Origin of the sequence: Morganella sp. BCCO 40_0007, assembly GCF_032989665.1 — a bacterium.
In the GTDB taxonomy this organism is placed as follows: Bacteria; Pseudomonadota; Gammaproteobacteria; order Enterobacterales; family Enterobacteriaceae; genus Morganella; species Morganella sibonii.
This window is the reverse complement of the sequence record NZ_JAVBIN010000012.1, coordinates 130,782-157,390: the sequence shown is the minus strand read 5'-3', so window position 1 is coordinate 157,390 and position 26,609 is coordinate 130,782. Positions and strand designations below refer to the sequence as shown.

Here is a 26,609-nt window from a genome sequence, read left to right as displayed (position 1 = left end):
TAAAATTTGAATTTACCCTGTTAATAATCAATTATATAGAAAGATAAAACAAAAAGTAAATTAAGATTCATTAACTAAAAATATCGAAAAATTCAAATTATGGAGTGAGTTATGCTTAAAAACATCAGTGTAAGAACGGTTATTATTGTGTTTCTTATCTGTAATTTCACTACAATTAATATTATATTTCTGTTACCCCTGTCAGCATTGATCAAATTAGTGATGCTTAATATTGTCAGTGTTTTTACGTTTGTCTGCTCATGGCTTTACATCACAAAGTATCTGGTGATGCCTATCAACGCAGTGAAAAAAAGTATTGATGAGGTCAATGCCGGTAACTTATCAGTACGGATACCGGTATTTGGCAATAACTGTCCCGGACGCCTGATCCCGGGGGTGAACCAGCTGGCGGAAAGCCTTTCTCTGCTGGTCAGGGAGATCCGCAACTCATCGGATTCTGCATCCGGGTTATCTGAACAACTGGCAATGCGCAGTTTTGAACTGTCCGCCAAGACAGAGCAGCAATCAGCCATGCTGGTGGAAACGGCAGCCAATATGGAAGAAATTGCCGCCGGAACAAAAAATAATGCAGAAAATACCGTTCTGATCAGTGAGCACGCGCAGGAAGCAACCCTGTTTGCAGGGCATGGCGGCAAGCTGATGGAGGAAGTTGCCACCAATATGCATTCTATTAATGAGTGCACCAATAAGATGACTGAAATCATCACTCTTATTGATTCCATTGCCTTCCAGACCAATATTCTGGCCCTGAATGCGGCAGTGGAAGCGGCCCGTGCCGGTGAGCACGGCAGAGGGTTTACTGTGGTTGCCGGTGAAGTCAGAAATCTGGCTCACCGCAGTTCGGAATCCGCAAAAAATATCAAATCACTGATTTCATTAACAACAGATAATGTGAAGCAGGGTGAGGAGATTGTTCACCGCGCCGAAGCGAATATGAATAAGATTGTTGAGGGGGCGGAGCGGGTAAACGGCCTGATGGCGCAGATCTCTGTTTCCACACAGCAGCAGCAACAGGGGATTGAGCAGATAGCAACGGCCCTTTCCGAGCTGGAACAGGCAACTCAGGGCAGTGTGATGATCGCCGATGAGCTTGCCGGTTCTTCTGATGCACTTAAGGTTCAGGTTGCGGATTTACAGTCACGGACACGGGATTTCCGCCTGACAGATCATGCCGCTGCTCAGCCGCACAGCAAACCGGTATTAAATACCGGCAAACGGGCAGCGCGGTTTGCCGCATCTGCTCAGGCATGATTACCGAAGACCTGTATTGCCTGCTGCAACCGTGAGGCCCGCCGCGTCAGTTCTGAGGTGGCACCGGTAACATTATTGACCATTTCAGTATTGTTGCCGGTCATGGTGCCGATACGGGCGACAGATTCATTGATAAGCTCCAGCGCCTGAGTCTGTTCTTTGGTGGCAAGGCCGATTTCATTGATCATGGATGACATTTTCAGCACATCGGTGACCATTTCCCCGAGCTGGGTTTCAGTCTGCTCTGCGATTGTCACACCTGTACGGACATTGGCCGCATTTTTCTCAATCAGGGTTTTTATCTCTTTGGCGGCAGAGGCGGAATGCAGTGCGAGGTTGCGTACCTCTGCAGCCACCACAGAAAATCCCCGTCCGGCATCTCCGGCACGGGCGGCTTCCACCGAGGCATTCAGAGCCAGAATATTGGTCTGAAAAGCAATACGGTCAATCACACCGATGATATCGACAATATGATTATTATCCGCAGAAATGGTATGCATCATATCGATCGTTTTCTGCATGGTTTCGTTGCTTTGTGTCGCACTGTTGCTCGCATTACCGGCGATATTCATAGTCAGATAGACACTTTCGGCCGTCTGCTGCACCGCACTGCTGATCTCCTCAATAGCAACGGCAGTTTGCTGCAAATGGGCAGATGCTTCTTCTGAACGGGTATGCAGCGCAGTCGTTTCCTGTGAAACCCGCTGGTTGATAGCTTTGATCCCGGCAACCTGGGTGCTGACGTCATCCACCAGCGAATTCAGGTTAAGCCCTGACTGATTCACCATGCGCATCAGCAGGCCGATTTCATCCACTCTGTCCATGTGTACGGGTGCTGGTTTACGGCCGGAAACTACTTTTTTCATCTGTGACAGCAGATAAAGCGATAGCAGAATAAACAGAGTCACTACGCCACCCGCCTGAATAAACGGATTTAACGGTGAAAATAACAGCGCCAGCGTTAATAACATGACACTTAATAAGGAATAATTAATCCGCTTTCCGACCGGCAGCCATTTCATTAATGATAAAAATGCCAGTTTACCTTTGCGGATAATAACGCCCTTAAAAAGACGGTATCCGTTTAGTTTATTATTCTTTAACCGGCTGTAAAGTGATGCGCTTTTTTTTATTTCATCGCGGGATGGTACTGTACGGACAGAAATATAACCGGTTAATTTTTTATCGTGCCATACCGGGGTGACATTTGCTCTTACCCAGTAATGGTCGCCGTTACGACAGCGGTTCTTGATAATACCTGTCCAGCTGTCACCCTGTTGCAGGGTATACCACATATCAGCAAAGGCAGCCGGTGGCATATCCGGATGACGGATAATATTATGAGGTTGTCCGGTAAGCTGCTCTTCCTCAAATCCGCTTGCTGTAATAAATGCAGAGTTTGCATAGGTTATATGGCTTTGAGTATCAGTGGTTGACATTAATATTGCATTATCGTTAAGCGAATACTCATGCTGTGTGACAGGCATGTTGTTTTTCATGATAACCCCGGGATAATGTAAAACAATTAAAAAGAGTCCTCCGCACTGTAAGAAGACAGCACGGAATAGGTTATTTTATTTTTGCGGTAATATATTCTCAAATGACCGGGAAATATATGACTTTTTATTTTTAAAAATTATTTTTTGTCATTGAAATGAAATAATTTAAGAGATGCTTAATTGTTGTATCAATATTACAGGTATTCTTTTTTATTGATGTAATAACATATTTTATGTTATTTATTGTTTATATCTGATAGGTAATTTTAATATAAATAAATCTCAGTTTCGGAAATGTAAAATAATTACTTAACCGTAATTTTTGGCGGAGACAATGGCGCCACTTTTTACGTGCAATGTGTACCGGTCATATGGCCGGATGATCCGGAATGTAGCGCAGCGTCACCTCTGTGATGTTCAGAGAGTCCGGCAGGGCAATGCGGTAAGTACAGAACACTTTTCTCAGGTTCATATCCACAACAATGGTGTCGAGCTGTAAATTTTTCGGGATAGAAAATCCGAGGCCGGAGCCGATAAAAACAAACAGATTTTCCACCGGAACATAAAACAGGACATGCTGGCGCTCAATCTCGGTCGCGGATACCAGACCAAACAGTTTCAGCGGGAGTTTATTACCGGCTTTAAGATGGGGAATCTGCAGCGTCGGGTGTGCACCACACCAGTAATTGAGATTATCCGGCATCTGTGACGGTGGGTTCTGATGGTAGTCACCGGCGTATTCCGCACGCCCCTGCCAGGTCCGGCCAAAAAAGCCGAAACCGTCCGGCCGGAGTATCTGACTGATATGCTGTGCCGGGATATCCGGGGATTCTATCTGATGCGCCGGTAACTGTGTTTTATCACTCCCCGCCAGAAATTCTGCCGGATACCAGCCCATACCAATCGGATTTGCCGGAGAAGTAAAAACAGTATCACCGGCATTGTATGTACCACCGGAGGCATGCTCATAGCGGATATTAAGATAACTGATCGGTTCAGGCTCTGTCAGAAACCATTCATTGTCCTCTTTTACCCAGTTACGGGGACCGAATATACGCAGGGCTTTCTGATATTTTCCTATCTGAATCCCCACATCAAAAACCGGAACCGGATTGTTTTCCGGTACAAACGCAGTGGCGTTAATGACAATATCCGTTTTTGGTTTATAGGGTGCCAAATCATTTTCATATTCAATGCTGGCATCAATCATTTCACTGTAGCTGATATCTGTATAATTCAGCGGGGATTGTTCGGGAGAAATAATAAGCTGACTCTGACCATTACGGGTATTTATCCGGATATCATAAGTGATACGTGATGCAACAACATGAAATTTATCATGATGCGGGTTATGACAGTCAAAATTCAGTGCCGGAAAAATAGTATGATTGATGAAATTCATTATCCACTCACCTATGATATATAATAATCACAAGAATACGTAATTTAACACGGACTGATATAATACAGAGAAAACAGAATGATATTCTATGTACAAATACGGTACGTTGCAGATTCAGCCGGCTTTTAATACAGTTAATCTAACCTTTTTCCGGGATAAATAAGATAAGAGTTAGCCTATATTATTTTTAATATTTACCGCCTGTATCCGCAGGCGGTAAATATATGCCGGTCAGCCGGAAAAATTCAGACAGGCTGCTCCTCTGGCACCGCCGGAATCCCCGTAACGGGCCTTATGAATGGCGGGCAGTGAGGCAACACCGTAAAGGTACTGCGGCAGGTATTCCGGCAGCAGGCGGTAAATTTCCTCAAATTGTGATAATCCGCCGCCGATCACGAGTAAATCAGGATCAAAAACATTCAGTATATTCCCCAGATAGTGCGCGAGCAGTGACATATAGCGTTCAACGTGCAGTTTTGCATGATGATCACCGTTGTAGTAACGGGTGATAATATCAACCGCACTGAGTTTTTCGCCGTAAAATGCCGTAAAAATACGCTCAAATCCCGGGCCGGAAAGATAGGTTTCAAAGCAACCGGTTTTTCCGCAGCCGCAGAGAGTCTCCGGAACCTGATGCCCGAGAAGTTTGTCCCCTTCCAGGGTCATATTAATATGACCGATCTCTCCGGCAATCCCGTTTTTCCCCGGCAACACGGTGCCGTTAATCACAAAGCCGCCGCCGACACCGGTACCGAGGATCAGACCCAGTACTGTCGGGTAGTGGCGGAATGCCGGGTCCCAGGCTTCGGAGAGAGCAAAGCAGTTGGCGTCATTTTCAATTTTTACCGGACGCTGCAGTATCGTTTCCAGGTCATGGCGCAGCGGCTGATACTGCGCGGCGGGCACATTGGTGGTAAATACAGTTCCTTTTTTATGATTCACAATACCCGGAACACCGATACCGATTTTTCCTTTACAGCCGAGTTCGGTATCCGCCTGTTCTGTCAGTTGCCGGAATGCTTCAAGCAGCGCGGCATAGCTCTCTTTGGGAGTCGCGATGCGTTTCTGCCAGACCGGCTCCAGTGCTTCATTAAAAACGGCAAGCTCAATTTTTGTCCCGCCCATATCAAAACCGTAATACATGATGATTCCGCCCTGTTCTGATCACTGTGGTGTTATCTCCAGCATAAAGCACCGGCGGCCGGATGAGAACCCGCTGCCTGATATAAGTCCGGCTTCTGAACAGCGGGGGATCATCAATAAATTCACTTGCACCGTTATTCATATTTTGTCAGGTTAAGAGTATTGCAAACGCAGTTCAGATGAGAATAAAAGGAAACATCACGATGAAAAATGTGGGATTTGTCGGCTGGCGCGGGATGGTGGGGTCTGTGCTGATGCAGCGCATGACAGAAGAGCGGGATTTTGACGGTATCCGTCCGGTATTTTTCTCAACCTCGCAGAGCGGCGGGGAAGCGCCGTCATTCGGCGGGCACCGCAGTACGTTACAGGACGCTTTTGATATTGATGCACTGCGTGCACTGGATATTATTATCAGCTGCCAGGGCGGTGATTACACCAATGATGTTTATCCGAAGCTGCGTGAGAGCGGCTGGAACGGTTACTGGATTGATGCGGCATCGGCACTGCGGATGAATGATGACGCCATTATTATTCTCGACCCGGTGAACGGTAAGCATATAGAAGAAGGGCTGAACCGCGGCATTAAAACATTTGTCGGCGGTAACTGTACAGTCAGTCTGATGCTGATGTCTCTGGGCGGCTTGTTTGAGGCGGATCTGGTGGAGTGGGCTTCTGTGGCAACCTACCAGGCTGCATCCGGTGCCGGTGCCCGTCATATGCGCGAGTTGCTGGTACAGATGGGTGCACTGAATGCGCACGTGGTGAAAGAGTTGCAGGACCCGGCTTCCGCAATCCTGGATATTGAACGCAAAGTGACTGAATTTACCCGCAGCGGTGCATTACCGGCGGAACAGTTCGGCGTACCGCTGGCCGGAAGCCTGATCCCGTGGATTGATAAGCAGCTGGATAACGGCCAGAGTCGTGAAGAGTGGAAAGGTCAGGCGGAAACCAACAAAATCCTGTCACGCGGTCAGAATATTATCCCGGTGGATGGTTTGTGCGTCCGTATCGGGGCACTGCGCTGCCACAGCCAGGCATTCACCCTGAAACTGAAAAAAGATCTGCCGGTTGCAGAGATTGAGTCTTTACTGGCTGCCCATAACGAGTGGGTACGGGTTGTACCAAATGATCGTGATATCTCCGTGCGTGAGCTGACGCCGGCGGCGGTTACCGGCACACTGAAAACGCCGGTCGGGCGCATCCGTAAACTGAATATGGGGCCGGATTATATCTCGGCATTCACTGTGGGTGATCAGCTTCTGTGGGGAGCTGCAGAGCCATTACGCAGAATGCTGAATATTTTATTGAAATAACGATAATAATCTAATTAAATGCAAAATAATGGACTCATGTGCTGATTTTTCCACGTGAGTCATTTTTTTTGTTTGTTATTTTGTTTTTTATCAGTATCTGTATCTTCTGACTGCCTGAACCGGTTAAACAGAGGGATACCGGTGTTTCCTGTGACCGCAAAATATACATCAGGTCTATATTGCCGGGATTCGTGGTGTATCCGGGTTTATTGTTTGTTATTTGCATAAAATAATCCGGTAACATTCCGCTCCTGACCCTTTTTTATTTTATTGTTAAAACGGTATACATAATTTGTTGTATATGCCGGATACTGCTTTATCACGGATAGTTATTTTTTCTTAAAATTAATATTCGGGTCATCAGAGAAACCGCCTGACTTAGCGTTTATATTTAGCGGTATGTTTTAAATGTCCCGCTGTATCTGTACCTTTCCTGATTTTTTGTCTGTGGTTTCCGGTGATGTAAAAATGGCTTGATTCGGGTAAGAAAAAAAGACACTGATTTATGATCCTCCGCACTGCCCGGTTTTTCCTGTCACTCATTCTTCTTCCGTTAATTTCATCCTGTTCAGTTCTTATATATACACGTCTGTGTTTCACAAAACGGTAACAAAACAAATAAACATTTCTTCTGTGTTTGTGGTGTTTTTTATCAGGATGATTTATTTTGGTTTATCATAATAAAAACGAATTATATAAGAAATTATAATTTCTGACCTGTTTTATGGATTTGAGTATTGTGTGTTTTATAAGCTAATATACGTAGGTTGCTTCGGTAATCACATGGTTTTAGCTGGCATTATCTTTTTTTACCGCAATTAGCCATGAATAACCGCATAGCACCATTAATTTATTTTAACTATCAATAAGTAGTCTGAGAAGGAGGTTGTATGTCTCTTCATGCTGTGAAAGGTAATAATAGTTCAGAATTTATTGATATTTACGCATCAACAGACTCGGATGCAAAACTCCCTAAATACAAAATGCCGGAAGACAGCAGTGACCCGCGAATTATTTACAGCGTGGTCCGGGATGAACTACTGCTGGATGGTAATTCCCGTCAGAACCTGGCGACATTCTGTACAACCTGGGTTGAGGATGAAGTCAAACAGCTGATGACGGACAGTGTCGATAAAAACATGATCGACAAAGATGAATATCCGCAAACGGCTGAAATTGAAAGCCGTTGTGTACATATTATTGCCGACCTGTGGAATTCCCCGCAGGCTCAGGAAACTATCGGCTGCTCTACCACCGGTTCCAGCGAAGCTGCGATGCTTGGCGGACTGGCAATGAAGTGGCGCTGGCGTAAAAACCGCGAAAAACAGGGGAAAGATACCGGTAAGCCGAATCTGGTGACCGGCCCTGTACAGGTATGCTGGGAAAAATTTGCCCGTTATTTTGACGTGGAACTCCGGCAAATCCCGCTGGAAGGCGATGCACTTGGTATGCAGCCGTCTGATCTGCGTAAGTATTGTGATGAAAATACGATTGGTGTGGTGGCGACGCTGGGTGTGACGTTTACCGGGATTTATGAACCGGTGGCGGAACTGGCAAAAGAGCTGGATGCAATACAGCGGGATACCGGTCTGGATATTCCTCTGCATGTTGACGGTGCCAGCGGCGGGTTTATTGCTCCGTTCATTCAGCCGGAACTGGTGTGGGATTTCCGGATTGAGCGGGTGAAATCCATTAACAGCTCCGGTCACAAATACGGTCTGTCACCGCTGGGTGTGGGCTGGGTGGTCTGGCGCAGTAAAGAAGATCTGCCGGAAGAGCTGGTTTTCAATGTCGATTATCTCGGCGGTAATATGCCGACATTTGCACTGAATTTCTCCCGTCCCGGCGGGCAAATCATTGCACAGTATTATAACTTCCTGCGTCTGGGACGCGCCGGTTATACCAAAATTCAGCAGGCGTGTGCAGATACTGCGCAATGGCTTGCGGATGAACTGAACAAGCTGGACATTTTCGATCTGGTGTATGACGGCCGCGGCGCTCTGCCTGCGGTGGCTTACAAGCTGAAACCTGGCGTGACGCAGTTCAATCTGTATGACCTTTCCGACCGCATCCGCACACGCGGCTGGCTGATAGCCTCTTATCCGCTCCCGGCGGACAGAGAGAAAACCGTTGTTCAGCGCATTATGATCCGCCACGGTGTCAGCCGTGATCTGGCCGCACTGTTGCTGGATGATATTAAGCGGGCTATCGATCACTTCAGACAAAATCCGGTGGTGAACTCCACGGCTAAAGCAACCTTCCATCACGGTTAATTTTCATCATGGTTAATGACCCTCACAGTTAATTAACCATGACCTCCGGCTGGTATCCGCAGCCGGAGGCTCTCACTCATTATCCTCCGGGGTGCTTTATGACTGATACTTCAACCAAAAAACCGTCTTCCGGTGCAGCAAAACTGACTATCGGCACACTTATCGTCATGAATATTGTGGCGGTGGTGAGCCTGCGCGGTTTGCCTGCCGAAGCGGAATACGGTCTCAGTGCGATTTTCTATTATCTGTTTGCGGCAGTGTTCTTCCTGATCCCGGTATCACTGGTCGCGGCTGAACTGGCCACGGGCTGGTCAGAGAAGGGCGGGGTTTTCCGCTGGGTCGGCGAAGCGTTCGGGCCGCGCCTGGCGTTTCTGGCGATGGCGATGCTGTGGATTGAGGTGACGGTCTGGTTCCCGACCGGGCTGACATTCGGGGCGGTGTCACTTGCCTTTATCAACCCTCATCAGGCATTTGATGAAGCGCTGGCGGCCAATAAATTCTTTGTGCTCGGTGTTGTGCTGTTTATCTACTGGCTGGCGACGTTTATTGCCTTTAAAGGGGTCGGCGCATTTGCCCGGGTATCAAAATGGGGCGGGATTATCGGGACGATTGTTCCGGCGATCATTCTGATTGTGCTCGGTTTCTCCTACCTGTTCAGCGGCCAGACACCGCAGATTGACCTGGCGTGGGATCAGGTTCTGCCGGATTTCTCAAACTTCGATAACATTGTGCTGGCGGCCAGTATTTTCCTGTTCTACGCCGGGATGGAAATGAACGCCATTCACGTAAAAGACATTGATAATCCGACCAAAAACTACCCGAAAGCCATTATTCTGGCAGCGGCGGGTACTGTCGCTATCTTTGTGCTCGGCACACTGGCGATCGCCTTTATCATTCCTCAGTCAGATATCAGTCTGACCCAGAGCCTGCTGGTGGCTTACGATGATATGTTCAAATGGGCGCATATTCCGTGGATGGGGCCGATTGTTGCCGTCATGCTGGCTATCGGCGTGCTGGCGAGTGTCGTGACCTGGGTTGCCGGGCCGTCTTCCGGTCTTCTGGAAGTGGCGAAAGCGGGCTATCTGCCGCACTGGTTCCAGCATACCAACAAGAACGGGATGGCAACACATATCCTGCTGGTGCAGGCGGTGCTCGTCTCTCTGCTGGCTGTGCTGTTTGTGGTGCTTCCGTCCGTACAGGCTGCCTATCAGATCCTCAGTCAGCTGACCGTTATTCTCTATCTGATTATGTATATGCTGATGTTCAGTGCCGCGATTTATCTGCGCTTCAGTCAGCCGCAGCGTGCCCGTCCGTACCGTATCCCGGGCGGTAATGCGGGGATGATTATTCTCGGCGGTATGGGGCTTCTCGGTTCATTAACCGCATTTCTGTTCAGCTTTATCCCGCCGGCACAGATTGCGGTCGGCAGCCCGGAAGTGTATGTGGGGGCGCTGATCGGACTGACCGTTCTGTTCGTTCTTCTTCCGTTTGTTGTTTATCAGATTCGTAAACCAGGCTGGCGTGATCCGGACAGTGATTTCGCACCGTTTACATGGGAAAACAAAGGAAAAGTATCATGACGGATTTAACAGCTATCAAACAGGCGGTAACCAATGCCCTGCAGCAGTTTCATCAGGCTCCCGGCGGTGCGAATGCGGATTATATTCCGTTTCTGGCAAATATCCCGTCCGACCTGGCGGCTGTCGCAGTGGTAACAGTGCAGGGGGATGTTATCAGCAGCGGCGATGCGGATTACCGGTTTGCCATCGAGTCGATTTCCAAAGTCTGCACACTGGCACTGGCGCTGGAGGATATTGGTCCGGAGGCGGTGCAGAACCAGATCGGTGCTGACCCGACCGGCCTGCCGTTTAACTCGGTGATGGCGCTGGAGCTGCATAATGATAAACCGTTGTCGCCGCTGGTGAACGCCGGTGCAATCGCGACCGTCAGTGCGGTAACCGCAAAATCGGCCGAAGAACGCTGGCAGCGGATACTGACGATGCAGCGCCGCCTCGGATCAGATGCGATTGCATTGTCGGATGAGCTGAATCAGTCGGAGCAGACCACTAATTTCCATAACCGTGGTATATCCTGGCTGCTTTACGCGGCACAAAATCTCTATTGTGATCCGATGGAGGCGTGTGATGTGTATACCCGCCAGTGCTCCACGTTGCTGACCACCAAAGAGCTGGCCACGATGGGGGCGACACTGGCCGGACACGGCAAAAACCCGGTGACCGGTGAGCAGGTGCTGAACCCGGCTCATACGCCGTTTATCCTGGCGGAAATGACGATGGAAGGGCTGTACGGCCGCTCGGGTGACTGGGCATACACCGTCGGATTGCCGGGTAAAAGTGGTGTCGGCGGCGGGATTCTGGCTGTCGTACCGGGCGTGATGGGAATCGCTGCATTTTCACCGCCGCTGGATGATGACGGAAACAGTGTCAGAGGCCAGAAAATGGTGGCCTCGGTTGCCGCCGCGCTGGGATATAACCTTTACCGGTGATCCCGCGGATAACGACAAAGCCCGGATTTCCGGGCTTTGTCAGATATAAATAAACATCAGCGGCAGCACGGGTTTTGTTTCGGGAGCAGGGTATGACGTCAGTATCATCAGAAAAACCGTTAACACTATTACAGGTCATTGCGCTGGGGATCGGCGCGATGGTGGGAGCAGGGATTTTTGCACTGCTGGGGCAGACAGCGCTGATTATGCAGTCTGCAACATGGATTGCATTTGCCTGCGGCGGCGTGGTCGCGTTATTTGCCGGTTATGCGTATGCCAGGTTATCCGCCTGCTATCCCTCTCCGGGCGGCATTATTGATTTCTTCCGGCTGTCTTTTCCTGCGGTACTGACGATTGCCTTATCTTTTTTGTATCTCGTCACGCTGATCCTGACAGTTGCGATGGTGGCCAGAGCATTCGGGGCCTATGCTGTTCAGCTTTTTCATCAGGGCAATGAATCCGCCTTATTACCGGAAGTGTATACGGCCTTTATTATCATCGTGGTCGCCCTGATGAATATCACCGGCAGTCATGCTGTCGGCAAAATTGAAGTCCTTCTGGTGGGCACCAAACTGGTGATTATTATTGCACTGGTGGCAACGGGAATATTTACGGTGGACACAACACTGCTGAATATAACCCCGTTCTCCGGTGATACGCTTTTTTCCGCCGTCGGGCTGACCTTTTTCGCCTATGCAGGGTTCGGCATGATGGCGAATGCCTCTGACAAGGTGGCAAATCCCGGCCGGGTAATGCCGAAGGCATTTATGATAGCTATTCTGTTCACGATTGCGCTTTATATCAGCCTGGCACTGGTATTACTCGGCAACCTTTCTCCGTCTGCGCTGGTTCGTTATGCTGATACCGCGGTGGCTCAGGTGGCTTATCCTGTATGGGGAAAAGCCGGTTTTGTGATTGTTGCCGCCGCCGCACTGCTGGCGACAACATCAGCGATAAATGCCACGCTGTTCTCCGCATTCAATATTACTGACAGAATGTGCAGCACCGGAATTCTGCCGGCTGCCTGGGGCAAAACAATATACCGTCAGGGAACGACAGTGAATATCCTGCTTATTCTGCTGACACTGTTGCTGGCGTTGTTCCTGAATCTCGGCGACCTGGCAAATGTCGCCAGTTTTACGTTTCTCCTGTGCTATCTGATGGTACTGGTGGTGGCGTGGCGTCAGAGCAGTGTTATCAGCGCTTCAAAATTCATTACCGGGACCGGGATTATCCTGGTTACCGCGGTACTGGCTGGTTTTGTTGTGACGCTGCTGAGCAGCGGGATGATCGCTGTCAGCGTGATTGCCGCGGCGCTGGTTCTTTGTCTGGCTGCCGGTTATCTGCGGACACGGAGCCGGAAAGATGAATGAATGGCTCGACAATATTCTTCTTAACTATGTGACGTTTGTATCACTGTTCAGTCCCCCGGCGACGATCACCGCCGCCACAATTATTCTCGGCCGGATTGATCGGGGGATACTGTGGCAAATTGCCTGGAAAATTGCGGCCGGATACACACTGGTCATGCTGGTGGTTATCTGGCTGGGGAACTGGCTGCTGACGGCGCTGGGGCTGAGTGCGGATGCACTGACTGTCACCGGCGGTATTGCGTTGCTGGCGCAGGGATGGCCGATGCTTATCCGCGGTGTTAAAGAGGAGCACAGTGATATTCCGGTCAGTGTCACGCCGCCGAAAGATATCATGCGGCTGGCGATGGTACCGCTGCTTTTTCCGCTCTCGATGGGCGGCGGAACAATAGCGGTCGGGATTTCGCTGGCGGGACACAGTGATTCACTGTCCGGCCTGATTCAGCTTTCCGTTGTGATCCTCCTGATGCTGCCCACTATTGCCCTGACTTTTCTGGCCACCGGGCCGCTGCACGGGCGTTTATCGCCCGGTGTGATGGATACACTGGCGCGGATCTCCGGCATTATTCTGGTCACGCTGGCGATTCAGTTACTGGTCTCGGGGATGGTCGGTATTATTACCACGAACCTGAAGCATATCGCTGACTTTGCGGGGTGAGGGGCTGCGGGCGGATCGCCGGAAAAAAAATAAAGCCCGGATTTCCGGGCTTTATCAGGTCTCAGAGAGAGGAAAAAATTATACGTCGATGTTTGCCGCTTTCAGGGCATTCTCTTCGATAAAGGCGCGGCGCGGTTCAACATCATCACCCATCAGTGTGGTGAATAACTGATCCGTTGCAATCGCATCTTTCACAGTAACCTGTAACATACGGCGGGTTTCCGGGTTCATGGTGGTTTCCCACAGCTGATCCGGGTTCATTTCACCCAGCCCTTTATAGCGCTGTACTGCCAGACCACGGCGTGATTCTTTCATCAGCCAGTCGAGTGCCTGCTCAAAGTTACTGACGTTCTGACGACGTTCACCACGGACAACATAAGCACCTTCTTCAATCAGACCGCGGATCAGCTCACCCAGTTTGGAGATACGGGCGTATTCGCTGCCGTGAACAAAATCGAAATCCAGGTTGTAGTCAGTATCAACACCGTGAGTACGGATAGTCAGTACCGGCTCAAACAGCTGACGCTCTTTGTTTTCCGCAATGTGATAGCTGTAGGTACTGCCGTGCTCTTCATGACGGGTCAGGCGCTCTGTCAGGCTCTTCGCCCAGGCTTCCACCTCATCTTTGTTCAGCAGCGCGGATTCTTCCAGTTTCGGCTGATAGACCAGGCTGTTTAACAGCGGCAGCGGATAGAGACGCTCTAAACGGCGGATAATTTTATGTGCGCCGTTGTACTCGTGCAGCAGTTTTTCCAGATGTTCGCCCTGAATCGGTGCGGCGGTTTCATTTACATACAGTGCCGCGCCATCCAGTGCGATAGATACCTGATACTGCTCCATCGCTTCGTCATCTTTAATATACTGTTCCTGCTTGCCTTTTTTCACTTTATACAGCGGTGGCTGTGCGATATACACATAACCGCGCTCAATGATTTCCGGCATCTGACGGTAGAAGAAGGTCAGTAACAGGGTACGGATGTGTGAACCATCGACGTCAGCATCGGTCATGATGATGATGCTGTGATAGCGCAGTTTGTCCGGGTTGTATTCGTCGCGGCCGATACCGCAGCCGAGTGCGGTGATCAGGGTGGCGACTTCCTGAGAAGCCAGCATTTTATCAAAACGCGCCTTCTCAACGTTCAGGATTTTACCTTTCAGCGGTAAGATGGCCTGGTTCTTACGGTTACGCCCCTGTTTTGCAGAGCCGCCCGCTGAGTCCCCTTCCACTAAGTACAGTTCGGAGAATGCAGGGTCACGTTCCTGGCAGTCCGCCAGTTTACCCGGCAGACCGGCTAAATCCAGCGCGCCTTTACGGCGGGTCATTTCACGGGCACGGCGTGCAGCTTCACGGGCACGAGCGGCATCAATAATTTTGCCGACAATGATTTTGGTGTCGTTCGGGTTTTCATCCAGATATTCAGACAGCTTTTCGTTCATCAGGGTTTCAACCGCGGTTTTCACTTCGGAAGAGACCAGCTTGTCTTTAGTCTGAGAGGAGAATTTCGGGTCCGGTACTTTGACGGAAATAACCGCCACCAGCCCTTCACGCGCATCATCCCCGGTCGTGCTGACTTTGGATTTTTTATTCAGCCCTTCTTTCTCAATATAACTGTTGAGAGTACGGGTCATGGCCGCACGGAAACCGGCGAGGTGAGCACCACCGTCACGCTGCGGAATGTTGTTGGTGAAGCAGTATACGTTTTCCTGGAAGGAGTCATTCCACTGCATGGAGACTTCCACGCCGATATCGTCTTTCTCGGTGGAGAAATAGAAAACGTTGTTATGAATCGAGGTTTTGGCGCGGCTTAAATATTCCACGAATGCTTTGATACCGCCTTCGTAATGGAAATGGTCTTCTTTGCCGTCGCGTTTGTCGACCAGACGGATCGACACACCGGAGTTCAGGAAGGAGAGTTCACGCAGGCGTTTTGCCAGAATATCGTACTGGAATTCAGTCTCGCCTTTAAAGGTGTTCATGCTCGGCCAGAAACGTACGCGCGTCCCGGTTTTATCGGTTTCGCCGACAATGGTCAGGCGATCCTGAGGCTCGCCGTGGCGGTAGATCTGCTCATGGACTTTGCCGTCACGGCGGATAACCAGTTCCAGTTTTTCAGACAGGGCGTTAACAACAGAGACCCCGACGCCGTGCAGGCCGCCCGAGACTTTATAGGAGTTATCATCGAACTTCCCGCCGGCATGCAGAACAGTCATGATAACTTCTGCGGCGGAGACGCCTTCTTCTTCATGGATCCCGGTCGGGATACCGCGGCCGTCATCCTGTACGGAGACTGAATTGTCATTGTGAATGGTCACAACGATGTCTTTACAGTAACCGGCGAGGGCTTCGTCGATAGCGTTGTCAACAACCTCGAAGACCATGTGGTGTAAACCGGTTCCGTCATCGGTATCACCAATGTACATTCCCGGGCGTTTACGCACCGCGTCCAGCCCTTTTAATACTTTGATACTTGAGGAGTCATAGGTATTCGACATCAACGTTTCCCGCTCATCTAATCCTGATTATTGAACCTGTATTTTACCTTTTTCCACGACAAACAGGCGACTGTTTTCATCCGTCATATCACTGACCTGTTCAGGAGTGATGGCACTGACAAAAACCTGAGCCTGTGTGGCTTTCAGCCGGTGAGCCAGTAAACGGCGGCGCCCGGCATCCAGTTCGGAGGCAAAATCATCAAGCAGATACAGGCATTGCTGCCCGCTCTGACGGGTGAAATATTCACCCTGTGCTAACCGCAGCGCGCACATCAGCAGTTTTAACTGACCACGTGAAAGTAAATCTTCCACCGGCACCCCATCCGCCCTGATCCGTAAATCCGCTTTATGCGGGCCGGAGGCGGTGTAGGTCAGTGCGCGATCCCGTTCAAACTGGCGCTGCAGAAGCTCTGAATAATCGGTCTCTTTATCCCATCCGCGCTGGAAAGAGACACTCAGCGAAAATTCAGGTAAAAACTGCTGACAGGTTTGCTCAATATCCTGCGCAATCGCTGTCACGTAATGCTCCCGCCACTGACTGATCTGTTCAGCAACCGGAATCAGCTGCTGATCCCAGTGGCGGATCTGACCATAATTCGATACCTGGCGAAGCGCGGCATTGCGTTGTTTCACCAGACGTTTTAAATCGCTCCACATCGCAAAAAATTGCGGCTCATTGTGGAAACAGCCCCAGTCAATAAAGGCGCGGCGGAATTTTGGTCCGCCGTTGAGCAGTGTAAAGCCTTCCGGGGTGATAAGCTGCATCGGCAGTAATTTTGCCAGTTCGGCAATTTTATGGCCGTCGGTGCCGTCAATACGGACCTTGCTGTCACCCTGGCGGTTTTTACTCAGGCCGACGCTGGTGGCCCGGTCCGTCTGTTCCTGCCCGAGTTTCCCGTGCAGAATAAATTCTTCATTATCGTGGCGTATAACACGCCCCGCCTGCACTGAACGGAATGCCCGGCCGTGGCCGAGTGTGTAAATGGCTTCCAGAACGCTGGTTTTACCGCTGCCGTTCGGGCCGACCAGAAAGTTAAACCCGGCAGCCAGCGGTAAATCCGCATTTTCGATATTGCGAAAATCACGGATAAGTAAACGCGAGAGGATCATCGTGTTACAGGCGCATCGGCATCACAACGTAAGCGGCTGCATCACTGGCGTCATCTTCAATCTGTACGCTGGATGTGGCATCAGTCAGTTTCACAGAGACATCTTCACATTTCAGTGTATTAAGAACATCAAGGACATAGCTGACATTGAAACCGATTTCCATATCCGTTCCGTCGTAAGTGACGTCCACGATTTCTTCGGCTTCTTCCTGTTCCGGGTTATTGGCGGTAATTCTGAGCTGATTGTTGTTCAGGTAAATCCGCACACCGCGGAATTTCTCGTTCGACAAAATTGCCGCACGCGAAAAAGCCTGCTTCAGCATATCACAATTTGCCGTCAGCGTTTTGTCCGGGTTCTTCGGCAGGACACGGCGGTAGTCCGGGAAGCGGCCATCCACCAGTTTGGAGGTGAAAATAAACCCGCCGACATGGGCGCGGATATTATTGCTGCCGATTTCCAGTTTCAACAGCGCATCGCCGCCGTCCAGCAGACGCATCAGTTCGATAACACCTTTACGCGGTACGATCACCGAATGGTCCGGCAGTTCCTGCCCGATATCCAGTGAGCAGACCGCCAGGCGGTGCCCGTCAGTGGCGACGGTGCGCAGAATTGAACCGCTGGTTTCAAACAGCATACCGTTTAAGTAATAGCGGACATCCTGATGCGCCATGGAAAACTGTGTGGATTCAATCAGGCGCTTTAATGTCGCCTGTGACAGAGAGAAAGTGACATCACTCTGCCAGTCATCCAGATTCGGGAAATCCGAGGCCGGTAAGGTGGACAGCGAGAAGCGGCTGCGGCCGGAACGGACCAGAAGACGATCACCATCCAGCTCAACGCTGATTTGTGCGCCGTCCGGCAGACCCCGCCAGATATCCAGGAACTTCCGTGCCGGTACCGTGGTTTCACCATTTTCATGCGGCTGATCCAGCGGAACCGCAGCCATCATTTCCATCTCAAGGTCTGTCCCTGTGAGATGCAGTACGCCATCAGAGACTTTCAGCAGTAAGTTACCCAGAATCGGTAGGGTCGGGCGACCGCCCAACGGACTGCTGACCTGTTGTAAGGGTTTTAACAATTGCTCACGTTCAATGATAAATTTCATAGCGCTATGATGATAATGTCCGGATTAAGTTAGAAAAATCTTCTTTGATGTCGTGGCTTTCCTCACGCAGCTGCTCGATTTTACGGCAGGCGTGCAGAACGGTCGTATGGTCACGGCCGCCAAAAGCATCCCCGATTTCTGGCAAACTATGGTTTGTCAGCTCTTTTGCCAGAGCCATCGCCATCTGGCGCGGCCGGGCGACAGAGCGCGAACGGCGTTTGGAGAGCAGATCAGCCACTTTAATTTTATAATACTCAGCAACAGTTTTCTGAATATTATCGATAGTGACCAGTTTCTCCTGGAGTGCCAGCAGATCGCGCAGCGCTTCACGCACAAAATCGATGGTAATCGCCCGCCCGGTAAAGTTGGCGTTGGCAATGACCCGGTTCAGTGCACCTTCCAGTTCACGGACGTTGGAGCGCAGACGTTTCGCAATAAAGAAAGCTACTTCATCCGGCAGGCGGATGTTGTTTTCATCAGCTTTTTTCATCAGGATCGCGACCCGCGTTTCCAGTTCCGGCGGTTCAATAGCAACGGTTAATCCCCAGCCGAACCGCGACTTCAGGCGATCTTCCACCCCGTTAATTTCTTTCGGGTAGCGGTCGGAGGTCAGGATTATCTGCTGATTACCTTCGAGTAAGGCATTGAAGGTATGAAAAAATTCTTCCTGAGAACGCTCTTTGTTAGCAAAGAACTGAATATCATCAATCAGTAAGGCATCGACAGAACGGTAGTAGCGTTTGAACTCTTCAATCGCATTGTTCTGTAAGGCTTTGACCATATCCTGCACAAAACGTTCTGAGTGCATATAGACCACTTTGGCGTTGGCTTTATTTTCCATAATGCTGTTGCCGACGGCATGTAATAAGTGGGTTTTACCCAGACCGGTTCCGCCGTATAAAAACAGCGGGTTATATGCGCCACCCGGGTTATCTGCCACCTGACGGGCGGCTGCGCGCGCCAGCTGGTTCGATTTACCTTCCACAAAGCTGTCAAAGGTGTGCTTCGGGTTAACGTTGGAACGGTAAGCCACATTCGGCTCCGCGCTGTTATCATGCCAGCTCGGGCGCAGTGCGGGTGCTTTTTCCCGCGAAGGCGGCTGTTTCATCGTCCGTGACGGGGGAATACTTCTTTCCGGTGTGCTGCTGATCGCGCTGACCGGTTTATTACCGACCTCAAAACGCAGTTGCGGGATATCGTTACCGCAGAAATCAGACAGGAGCGCATTAATGTTATTAATGTACTTCTCCCGTACCCAGTCGAGCACAAACCGGTTAGGGGCATAGAGCGCCAGAGTGTCATCACTCAGCTCAGCCTGAAGGGGGCGTATCCACATACTGAATTCTGTGGCAGGTAATTCATCCTGCAAACGGGCAAGACATTGCTGCCAAAGCGAAAGAGACACGGTGAACTCCCCTAAACAAGACCAGTCAAAGAAACAGAATAAGATTTTTCACGCAGACACAGCACATACAGACGTATTGTCCTCTGCATGTTTCAACGGACACTTCAGTGTACAAAAATGAGGCTGTGTTATGGACGATCATTCCCTGCACCGGCGATCACCGCACGGGTGAAAATGATCGTGACGACGGATCATATCGCAAAAGCGGGACAAGATCCTCATCCTTTTACACAGTTTTCCGGGTTTTTATCCACAGGGGCTGTCAGCCCGTCCGGAGCGGGATTCAGGCCGGAGTATAACGAATCCCGGCGGGAGAATACAGCGGGAAGATCCCGTTTGGGGATAAGTTTTGGTGAATTATCCTCAGGCAGAAAATCAGTGGTCCGGATCGGGGTATTGATCGAATATTCACAGATCGCTGATCGATCCTTGCGCTTTGCCGGGGAGTCCGTATAATCTTGCACCCTGTGCGTGTTATCTGTGTCTTGATGCAGTAATGTGTACAGGCAGGTTATGGGTAAATGCAATTATGTGCAGAAATCTGTGTTATCGCGCCATCTTTGATTGACGGACAGGCCCGGATTTTATTACAATCTCGCATCTTTCCATATTGATGTTGCGATAAGGCGCAGAGGTCAGCCACTTTCCGTGATGGCCCTTTCAGCAGAAAGATGTGAATCCGACGCTGAATTTACTGTTTGCCGATGCGTTTACTGAATCAGTAATAATTTAAAGTTTAGGTAGAAACCGCTATGAAACGCACTTTTCAACCGTCCGTACTGAAGCGTAACCGTTCCCATGGTTTCCGCGCTCGTATGGCCACTAAAAATGGTCGTCAGGTTCTGGCTCGCCGTCGTGCTAAAGGCCGCGCTCGTCTGACCGTTTCTAAGTAATAAAGCTAACCATCTGACGTGGTTAAGCTCGCTTTTCCGAGGGAGTTACGTTTGTTAACTCCCGAGCATTTCAACTTTGTCTTCCGGCAACCACAACGGGCAAGTACTCCTGAAATAACACTTCTGGGACGCCGTAATGAGCTGGAACATCCCCGCATTGGTCTTACCGTCGCTAAAAAAAACGTGAAACGGGCTCATGAGCGCAACCGCATCAAACGGTTAGCGCGTGAATACTTTCGTCTGCACCAACATGAGTTGCCCGATATGGATTTCGTGCTTCTGGTAAGAAAAGGGGTATCGGAGTTGAGTAATCGCGAGATTACGGAAGCATTGGGTAAGTTATGGCGTCGTCACAGTCGCTTGGCGCACGCTTCCTGATCCTGTTAATCAGAGGTTACCAGCTGGTGATAAGTCCGCTGCTGGGACCACGTTGCCGCTTCACACCAACCTGTTCGCAATACGGAATTGAGGCATTGCGCAGGTTTGGTATGATAAAAGGCGGTTGGTTAACGGTGAAACGCGTATTAAAATGCCACCCTTTACACGAAGGTGGTGATGATCCTGTCCCACCTAAAAATGATGATAACAGAGAACATTAACGATGGATTCGCAACGTAATCTTCTATTCATCGCTTTGCTACTCGTATCCTTCTTTGCATGGCAGACGTGGGAAAGTGATAAGACACAAGCACTTAACGCGGCTGTTCAGGCAACGCAGCAGACGACAACGCCAAGTGGTGAAAGCAGCGGGCAGAACAAATATATTACGGTCAAAACAGATGTGCTGTCACTGAACATCAATCTGCGCGGCGGTGATATTGATGAAGCTGACCTTTTGGCTTACCCGGCAACCTTAAAATCCGCAGATCCGTTCCGTTTACTGGAAACAACACCTGAATTTGCTTACCAGGCAATCAGTGGTTTAACCGGTGCGAATGGTCCGGATAACCCGAATAATTACAAAGAACGCCCGCTGTATACCACTGAAAGCGATACTTTTGTGCTGCCGGAAGGCCAGGATGAACTGCGAGTTCCTCTGACTTTCGTTCAGGATGGTGTCACGTATGTGAAAACCTACACCCTGAAGCGCAAAGATTATGCCATCAGTGTTGATTACACCATCAAAAACGACACCTCAGCTCCGCTGGAAATGGCGTTTTTCGGTCAGTTAAAACAGTCTGTGAATTTACCGGAACGTCTTAACAACGGCAGCAGCAACTTTGCGCTGCATACCTACCGTGGTGCGGCGTACTCATCCGAAGAAACCAACTACAAAAAATACAGCTTCAGTGATATCGAAGATAAACCACTGAACATCAACACCAATGTTGGCTGGGTGGCGATGTTACAGCAGTATTTTGCGACAGCGTGGGTTCCTGAGAAAGGGACCACCAATAACTTCTATACGCTGTACAGCGCTAAAACCGGCGATGCATTCATCGGTTATAAGAGTGATGCAATCCGTATCGGGGCAAACAGCGAAGCGAAATATAACGCAACACTGTGGGTCGGCCCGGAACTGCAGAACGAAATGGAAGCCGTGGCACCACACCTGGACTTAACCGTGGATTACGGTTGGTTATGGTTTATTTCCCAGCCGCTGTTCAAGTTACTGAAGTTTATCCACAGCTTCATCGGTAACTGGGGCTTCTCCATCATCGTTATCACCTTTATTGTCCGCGGTATCATGTATCCGCTGACCCGTGCGCAATACACCTCTATGGCGAAAATGCGTATGCTTCAGCCGAAGCTGAAAGCAATGCGTGAGCGTATCGGTGATGATAAACAGCGCATGAGTCAGGAAATGATGGCGCTGTACAAAGAAGAGAAAGTGAACCCGCTGGGTGGCTGCTTACCGCTGATTATCCAGATGCCTATCTTCCTGGCGCTGTATTACATGCTGATGGGCTCGGTGGAACTGCGTCACGCACCGTTTATCGGCTGGATCCATGACTTATCCGCACAGGATCCGTACTACATCCTGCCGATTCTGATGGGTGCAACGATGTTTGTGATCCAGAAACTGTCTCCGACAGCGGTCACAGACCCGTTACAGCAGAAGATTTTCACCTTCATGCCGGTGATCTTCACAGTCTTCTTCCTGTGGTTCCCGTCAGGTCTGGTTCTGTACTATATCGTCAGTAACCTGGTGACTATCCTCCAGCAGCAGATTATCTATCGCGGTCTGGAAAAACGCGGTCTTCACAGCCGCGACAAAAAATAAGCCCGTGACCGGCGGGGAATCTCTGCCGGTCTTATAGTATTATTTAAAGGCGGTCATATTGACCGCCTTTATTGTTTATCACACGGTGAGAAAGAGAGAGATGGCCATGAATAACGCTGAAATTCAGAGCACCGATACCATTGTGGCACAGGCAACCCCGCCGGGACGCGGCGGAGTCGGTATTCTGCGTGTGTCCGGCCCGCAGGCGGCACAGGTGGCTCAGATTGTACTGGGGAAACTCCCGAAAGCGCGTTATGCCGATTATCTGCCTTTCCGTGATGAAACCGGCAAAGTGCTGGATCAGGGGATCGCGATTTTCTTCCCCGGCCCGAATTCCTTTACCGGTGAGGATGTGCTGGAACTCCAGGGGCACGGCGGGCCGGTTATCCTCGATTTATTGTTAAAACGTATTCTTCTTATCGATAATATCCGTATCGCCAATCCCGGTGAGTTTTCCGAGCGTGCATTCCTGAATGACAAGCTGGATCTGGCGCAGGCGGAAGCCATTGCCGACCTGATTGATGCCAGTTCGGAACAGGCCGCCCGTTCTGCTATGAATTCATTACAGGGCGCTTTCTCCGGTGAAGTGCATCAGATGGTGGAAGCTCTCACTAATCTGCGGATCTATGTGGAAGCCGCAATCGACTTCCCGGATGAAGAAATTGATTTTCTTTCTGACGGCGTGATTGAAGCTAAACTTGATACTGTGATTGCTGATCTGGAGCGGGTGCGCTCTCAGGCACGTCAGGGCAGTCTGCTGCGTGAAGGGATGAAAGTGGTGATTGCCGGCCGGCCGAATGCCGGAAAATCCAGTCTGCTGAATGCCCTGGCCGGACGCGAAGCCGCGATTGTGACTGATATTGCCGGGACCACCCGTGATGTGCTGCGTGAACATATTCATATCGATGGTATGCCGCTGCATATTATCGATACTGCCGGTCTGCGCGAAGCCGGGGATGAAGTGGAGCGGATAGGTATCGAACGTGCCTGGCAGGAAATTGCGCAGGCGGACCGTGTCCTGTTTATGGTGGACGGCACTACGGTCGATGAACAGACGCCTGAGCAAATCTGGCCGGAATTTATGTCCCGCTTACCGGCCGGTATTCCGGTCACCATTATCCGCAATAAAACGGATATCACCGGGGAAACCACCGGCATCACAGAGCGGAACGGCGATACGCTGATTAAACTCTCTGCCCGTGAAGGTCACGGTATTGATTTGCTGCGCGATCACCTGAAAACCACCATGGGATTTGAAGGCAACACCGAAGGCGGATTCCTCGCCCGCCGCCGTCATTTACAGGCACTGAACACCGCCGCAGAGCATCTGATCTCCGGCCACGAGCAGTTAGTGGTTGCCCGCTCCGGCGAATTACTGGCAGAAGAACTGCGCCTCGCCCAGCAGGCACTGAGTGAAATCACCGGGGAATTCACCTCCGACGATCTGCTGGGGCGTATTTTCTCGAGTTTTTGTATCGGGAAGTGAGTTGAAAACTAACACTGATCCGGTTTAACGATTGCCACATTCACCGCCTGTGCCTTACGCCGTGCAGGCAGTGTAATACAGACCAGACAGGTGAAAATCAGTGCGACTCCGGCCCAACCCGCGGCAGTGAGTTGTTCGCCGACAATCAGAGCGGCGAGTGCCGCGGCGATAACCGGTTCCAGTAGTGTAATTGTGGTGGCGGTGCTGGCGGGAATACGTGCCAGCGCATAGCCGAAACAGACATAACCCATAAACATCGGCACACAAGCCATGTAAATGCCGACCGCGGCATTCTGCCACGAATCCAGGAATGGCGCGCCGTAAAGTGCCAACACCGGCATCAGCAGTAATCCCCCGATCCCGAAAATACCGCCCATTGCTGCCCGTGACGGAATGTTGCGCTGCATCAGGCGGCGTGCGGCCCAGGAATAAAGCGCATAAGTAAAGGCGGCGAGTAGTCCCAGTATTACACCGGTCAGAGTGGCGGATGTGTCTGCGGCGGTAATCTGTTCCGTACCGCCGGAAAGGGAAAGAAGCGCAATACCTGTCAGGCCGAGTACGGCGCCGCTCAGCCAGCGCAGTGTCATGCGGGCACCGTCCATGATAATTTCAATGATTGCCGATAAAACCGGTGCCGTACCGATAGATACCACGGTGCCGATAGTTACCCCGGCCAGTCGCATTGAGCCATAAAAGGCGAGCGGATATACGGCAACAGCAATGGCACCCAATAACAACAAATGCCACTGCTGCCGGAAAGTGCCGAGGCTGCGGCGGATAGGTGTGATGGCAATCGCAGCCTGGAGTAACCCGCCGAAACCCATGGCGGCAGCACCGATAGCAATAGCACTGACATCCGGTGCGAAGGTGGCAGAAACCCCGGTGGTTCCCCATAAGAAGGAAGCCAGGATAATGGCGGCAATACCGGCAAAGTGACCTTTGGGTGTCTGAATCACAGTGCCTCCAGCATGGTTTTTGCCATAGCAGCAGCCTGTAATACCCGCTCACCGTGCTCTTCCAGCCCGGCAAGCACAATTGCACCTTCCAGCAGGAATGTCAGGTGTGTTGTCAGCTGTTCTGCTTTCGCGGTGTCATCCGGCAGCAGCTGATAAAGATTTTTCCGGATAATATCAGCCACTTCAGATTTGTGAGCACACACTTCGCGGCGTTCCTCACTACCGGCCGGAAACTCAGCGGCTGCGTTCAGCAGGCCACATCCCCGAAATCCCCGTTCATAGGCAAACTCAGCATGGTCGTGATAAGCATCAAATACCGCGAGGATCCGCTCTTCCGGAGTTGTTGCCTGTTGCAGGCGGGTGTCATATAACGCCAGCCATTCCTCATGCCGCAGCCGGATGTAAGTGGTCACCAACTCAGCTTTGGAGCTGAAATTGTTATACAGACTTTTTTTGGCGACACCGGCCTTTTTGGTGATCGTATCAATACCGGTTGCCGCAATGCCCTCGTTGTAAAACAAGATGCCTGCGGCTTCCAGTAAACGATCTCTGGCACTGAGCCGGGTCTGTGTTGTGTCGGTATCCTTCATCCGGAAAATCTCTTGTGATCAATAAGTAGGTAGACCAGTATACCTATTAACTTTATGTGCACAAGAAATAATCATTGCCGTAAATATATTCAGCTGTTAAACACCGTTGTCACTAAAAACCCTGGTTCAGCTGAAAACGTAATGAAAATGTCACCCTCCGCTTGGCACCCGGGGGAGGATCACCAATAGCAGCAACCCTGATGACGGCATCCATTGCGGCGTTATCCAGTAACTCATAACCGGAAGAGCGGGTAACCGCCGGTGCAAAAGGTTTGCCGTTATCGTCGAGTGAAAATGAGATGGTGCTGATCCCCCGTTGTCCGGCACTGCGGGCCCGGCGGGGGTAATGTTTTTGCTCCTCAATTTTTTGCCGCAGCAGATTAAAGTAATCCTCCTGTGCTTTCCGGTTATCGGCTCCTGCGGTGGCAGAATTTGTCGGGGATACTGCCTGTCCGCCGGATTGCTGAAGTGTTGTTTTATCCTCTCCGGTATCTGCTGTAGTTGTTGTGGTAACAGGTTCTGATTTCTCCGCTTTTTTGTTCACGGCTTTTACTGCCGGTCTTTCTGACGGCGGCTTTGCTGTTTTCACAGGCACTTTCCGGCGGGCGGTTGCCAGTTCTGCCTGTGACGGTGATTCCTGCGGGGGCGGTAATTTTTCCGCTTCCGGTTCTGTTTCCTGATATGCCGGTGCTGCATTCATCTGAATGACAACGGAAGCCACCGGGGTTTGTCCCCGGTTATCAAGCTGATGCAGTTGCGGGGAGGTCACCCGGGGGCTGCCCATGATGAGCAGCCCGGCGACGGAGAAACAAATACCGATTGCAGCAGACGATGTCGTCTGCCGCCATGCACCGCATTTTTTCCGGTCAAACACGAACGGCGGATGAGGTAATGTTGTTACGCCGTACATA

At 50.5% G+C, this 26,609-nt stretch carries 22 protein-coding genes; 12 read left to right on the top strand and 10 right to left on the bottom strand.

Annotated elements, in window-relative coordinates; genetic code table 11:
* Positions 1–111 precede the first annotated feature (111 nt).
* The gene (locus R5268_RS15550; protein ID WP_218411090.1) at positions 112–1,272 is read left to right on the top strand and encodes a methyl-accepting chemotaxis protein; all 1,161 of its coding nucleotides are present in this window, start codon (positions 112–114) and stop codon (positions 1,270–1,272) included.
* On the opposite strand, the gene R5268_RS15545 is transcribed toward R5268_RS15550, so the two are convergent.
* The 3 genes from R5268_RS15545 to nagK form a co-directional block, all read right to left on the bottom strand.
* Positions 1,263–2,771: a PAS domain-containing methyl-accepting chemotaxis protein gene (locus tag R5268_RS15545; RefSeq protein ID WP_317419668.1), complete on the bottom strand. Its 1,509-nt coding sequence runs from the start codon at positions 2,769–2,771 to the stop codon at positions 1,263–1,265. The two genes, R5268_RS15550 and R5268_RS15545, sit on opposite strands and share 10 nt — an antisense overlap.
* A gap of 367 nt (positions 2,772–3,138) precedes the next feature.
* The gene (locus R5268_RS15540; protein WP_317419667.1) at positions 3,139–4,173 is read right to left on the bottom strand and encodes a DUF2169 domain-containing protein; all 1,035 of its coding nucleotides are present in this window, start codon (positions 4,171–4,173) and stop codon (positions 3,139–3,141) included.
* Between the two features lie 231 nt (positions 4,174–4,404).
* Positions 4,405–5,316 carry an N-acetylglucosamine kinase gene (nagK, locus tag R5268_RS15535; protein WP_317419666.1) on the bottom strand — a complete coding sequence of 304 codons (912 nt, stop codon included), beginning with the start codon at positions 5,314–5,316 and terminating at the stop codon, positions 4,405–4,407.
* Positions 5,317–5,519: 203 nt separating this feature from the next.
* Between nagK and asd the strand changes: the two genes are divergently transcribed.
* The 6 genes from asd to R5268_RS15505 all read left to right on the top strand — a co-directional run bounded on the left by asd (position 5,520) and on the right by R5268_RS15505 (position 13,436).
* The gene (asd, locus tag R5268_RS15530) at positions 5,520–6,629 is read left to right on the top strand and encodes an aspartate-semialdehyde dehydrogenase (protein WP_166706746.1); all 1,110 of its coding nucleotides are present in this window, start codon (positions 5,520–5,522) and stop codon (positions 6,627–6,629) included.
* Between the two features lie 890 nt (positions 6,630–7,519).
* Positions 7,520–8,902, top strand: coding sequence for a glutamate decarboxylase (locus R5268_RS15525; protein WP_273746329.1), 1,383 nt, complete (start codon positions 7,520–7,522; stop codon positions 8,900–8,902).
* A gap of 98 nt (positions 8,903–9,000) precedes the next feature.
* Positions 9,001–10,482 (top strand): putative glutamine/gamma-aminobutyrate antiporter GadC, encoded by a 1,482-nt coding sequence (gene gadC / locus R5268_RS15520; protein ID WP_166706745.1) that lies wholly within the window; start codon positions 9,001–9,003, stop codon positions 10,480–10,482.
* Positions 10,479–11,408 carry a glutaminase A gene (glsA, locus tag R5268_RS15515; RefSeq protein ID WP_317419665.1) on the top strand — a complete coding sequence of 310 codons (930 nt, stop codon included), beginning with the start codon at positions 10,479–10,481 and terminating at the stop codon, positions 11,406–11,408. The genes gadC and glsA overlap by 4 nt, the downstream gene beginning before the upstream one ends.
* Before the next feature lie 92 nt (positions 11,409–11,500).
* On the top strand, positions 11,501–12,781 hold the full coding sequence (locus tag R5268_RS15510) for an APC family permease (protein ID WP_218454822.1): 1,281 nt from the start codon (positions 11,501–11,503) through the stop codon (positions 12,779–12,781).
* A complete protein-coding gene (locus R5268_RS15505) occupies positions 12,774–13,436 on the top strand; it encodes a MarC family protein (protein WP_052926473.1) in 663 nt (220 codons plus the stop codon). Before R5268_RS15510 ends, R5268_RS15505 begins: the two co-directional genes overlap by 8 nt.
* A 78-nt stretch (positions 13,437–13,514) precedes the next feature.
* Here the strand turns inward: R5268_RS15505 and gyrB are convergent, their stop codons facing one another.
* Genes gyrB through dnaA form a run of 4 tightly spaced genes read right to left on the bottom strand, consistent with a single transcriptional unit; the run spans position 13,515 to position 19,549 of the window.
* Positions 13,515–15,929 (bottom strand): DNA topoisomerase (ATP-hydrolyzing) subunit B, encoded by a 2,415-nt coding sequence (gene gyrB, locus R5268_RS15500; RefSeq protein ID WP_166706741.1) that lies wholly within the window; start codon positions 15,927–15,929, stop codon positions 13,515–13,517.
* Between the two features lie 27 nt (positions 15,930–15,956).
* Complete coding sequence (recF, locus tag R5268_RS15495; RefSeq protein ID WP_046892834.1) at positions 15,957–17,039, bottom strand: DNA replication/repair protein RecF; 1,083 nt, start codon at positions 17,037–17,039, stop codon at positions 15,957–15,959.
* Positions 17,040–17,043: 4 nt separating this feature from the next.
* Positions 17,044–18,144, bottom strand: coding sequence for a DNA polymerase III subunit beta (dnaN, locus tag R5268_RS15490; protein ID WP_166706740.1), 1,101 nt, complete (start codon positions 18,142–18,144; stop codon positions 17,044–17,046).
* A 4-nt stretch (positions 18,145–18,148) separates the two neighbouring features.
* Positions 18,149–19,549, bottom strand: coding sequence for a chromosomal replication initiator protein DnaA (gene dnaA, locus R5268_RS15485; protein WP_317419664.1), 1,401 nt, complete (start codon positions 19,547–19,549; stop codon positions 18,149–18,151).
* A gap of 752 nt (positions 19,550–20,301) precedes the next feature.
* Here dnaA and rpmH point away from each other — a divergent pair.
* The 5 genes from rpmH to mnmE all read left to right on the top strand — a co-directional run bounded on the left by rpmH (position 20,302) and on the right by mnmE (position 24,152).
* Entirely contained in the window at positions 20,302–20,442 is a 141-nt protein-coding gene (rpmH, locus tag R5268_RS15480; protein WP_000831330.1) for a 50S ribosomal protein L34, read from the top strand.
* A gap of 18 nt (positions 20,443–20,460) precedes the next feature.
* Positions 20,461–20,820 carry a ribonuclease P protein component gene (gene rnpA / locus R5268_RS15475; RefSeq protein WP_071592722.1) on the top strand — a complete coding sequence of 120 codons (360 nt, stop codon included), beginning with the start codon at positions 20,461–20,463 and terminating at the stop codon, positions 20,818–20,820.
* Positions 20,784–21,041: a membrane protein insertion efficiency factor YidD gene (yidD, locus tag R5268_RS15470; RefSeq protein WP_015422368.1), complete on the top strand. Its 258-nt coding sequence runs from the start codon at positions 20,784–20,786 to the stop codon at positions 21,039–21,041. Before rnpA ends, yidD begins: the two co-directional genes overlap by 37 nt.
* A gap of 2 nt (positions 21,042–21,043) precedes the next feature.
* A complete protein-coding gene (yidC, locus tag R5268_RS15465; protein WP_046892837.1) occupies positions 21,044–22,666 on the top strand; it encodes a membrane protein insertase YidC in 1,623 nt (540 codons plus the stop codon).
* A 121-nt stretch (positions 22,667–22,787) separates the two neighbouring features.
* Entirely contained in the window at positions 22,788–24,152 is a 1,365-nt protein-coding gene (gene mnmE, locus R5268_RS15460) for a tRNA uridine-5-carboxymethylaminomethyl(34) synthesis GTPase MnmE (protein ID WP_024473709.1), read from the top strand.
* 8 nt (positions 24,153–24,160) lie between these two features.
* Here the strand turns inward: mnmE and R5268_RS15455 are convergent, their stop codons facing one another.
* The 3 genes from R5268_RS15455 to R5268_RS15445 all read right to left on the bottom strand — a co-directional run bounded on the left by R5268_RS15455 (position 24,161) and on the right by R5268_RS15445 (position 26,608).
* Entirely contained in the window at positions 24,161–25,108 is a 948-nt protein-coding gene (locus R5268_RS15455) for a DMT family transporter (RefSeq protein ID WP_317419663.1), read from the bottom strand.
* Positions 25,105–25,698 carry a TetR/AcrR family transcriptional regulator gene (locus R5268_RS15450; RefSeq protein ID WP_230059861.1) on the bottom strand — a complete coding sequence of 198 codons (594 nt, stop codon included), beginning with the start codon at positions 25,696–25,698 and terminating at the stop codon, positions 25,105–25,107. Before R5268_RS15450 ends, R5268_RS15455 begins: the two co-directional genes overlap by 4 nt.
* Before the next feature lie 112 nt (positions 25,699–25,810).
* Positions 25,811–26,608 carry an energy transducer TonB gene (locus R5268_RS15445; RefSeq protein ID WP_317419662.1) on the bottom strand — a complete coding sequence of 266 codons (798 nt, stop codon included), beginning with the start codon at positions 26,606–26,608 and terminating at the stop codon, positions 25,811–25,813.
* Between the last annotated feature and the right edge of the window lies 1 nt (position 26,609).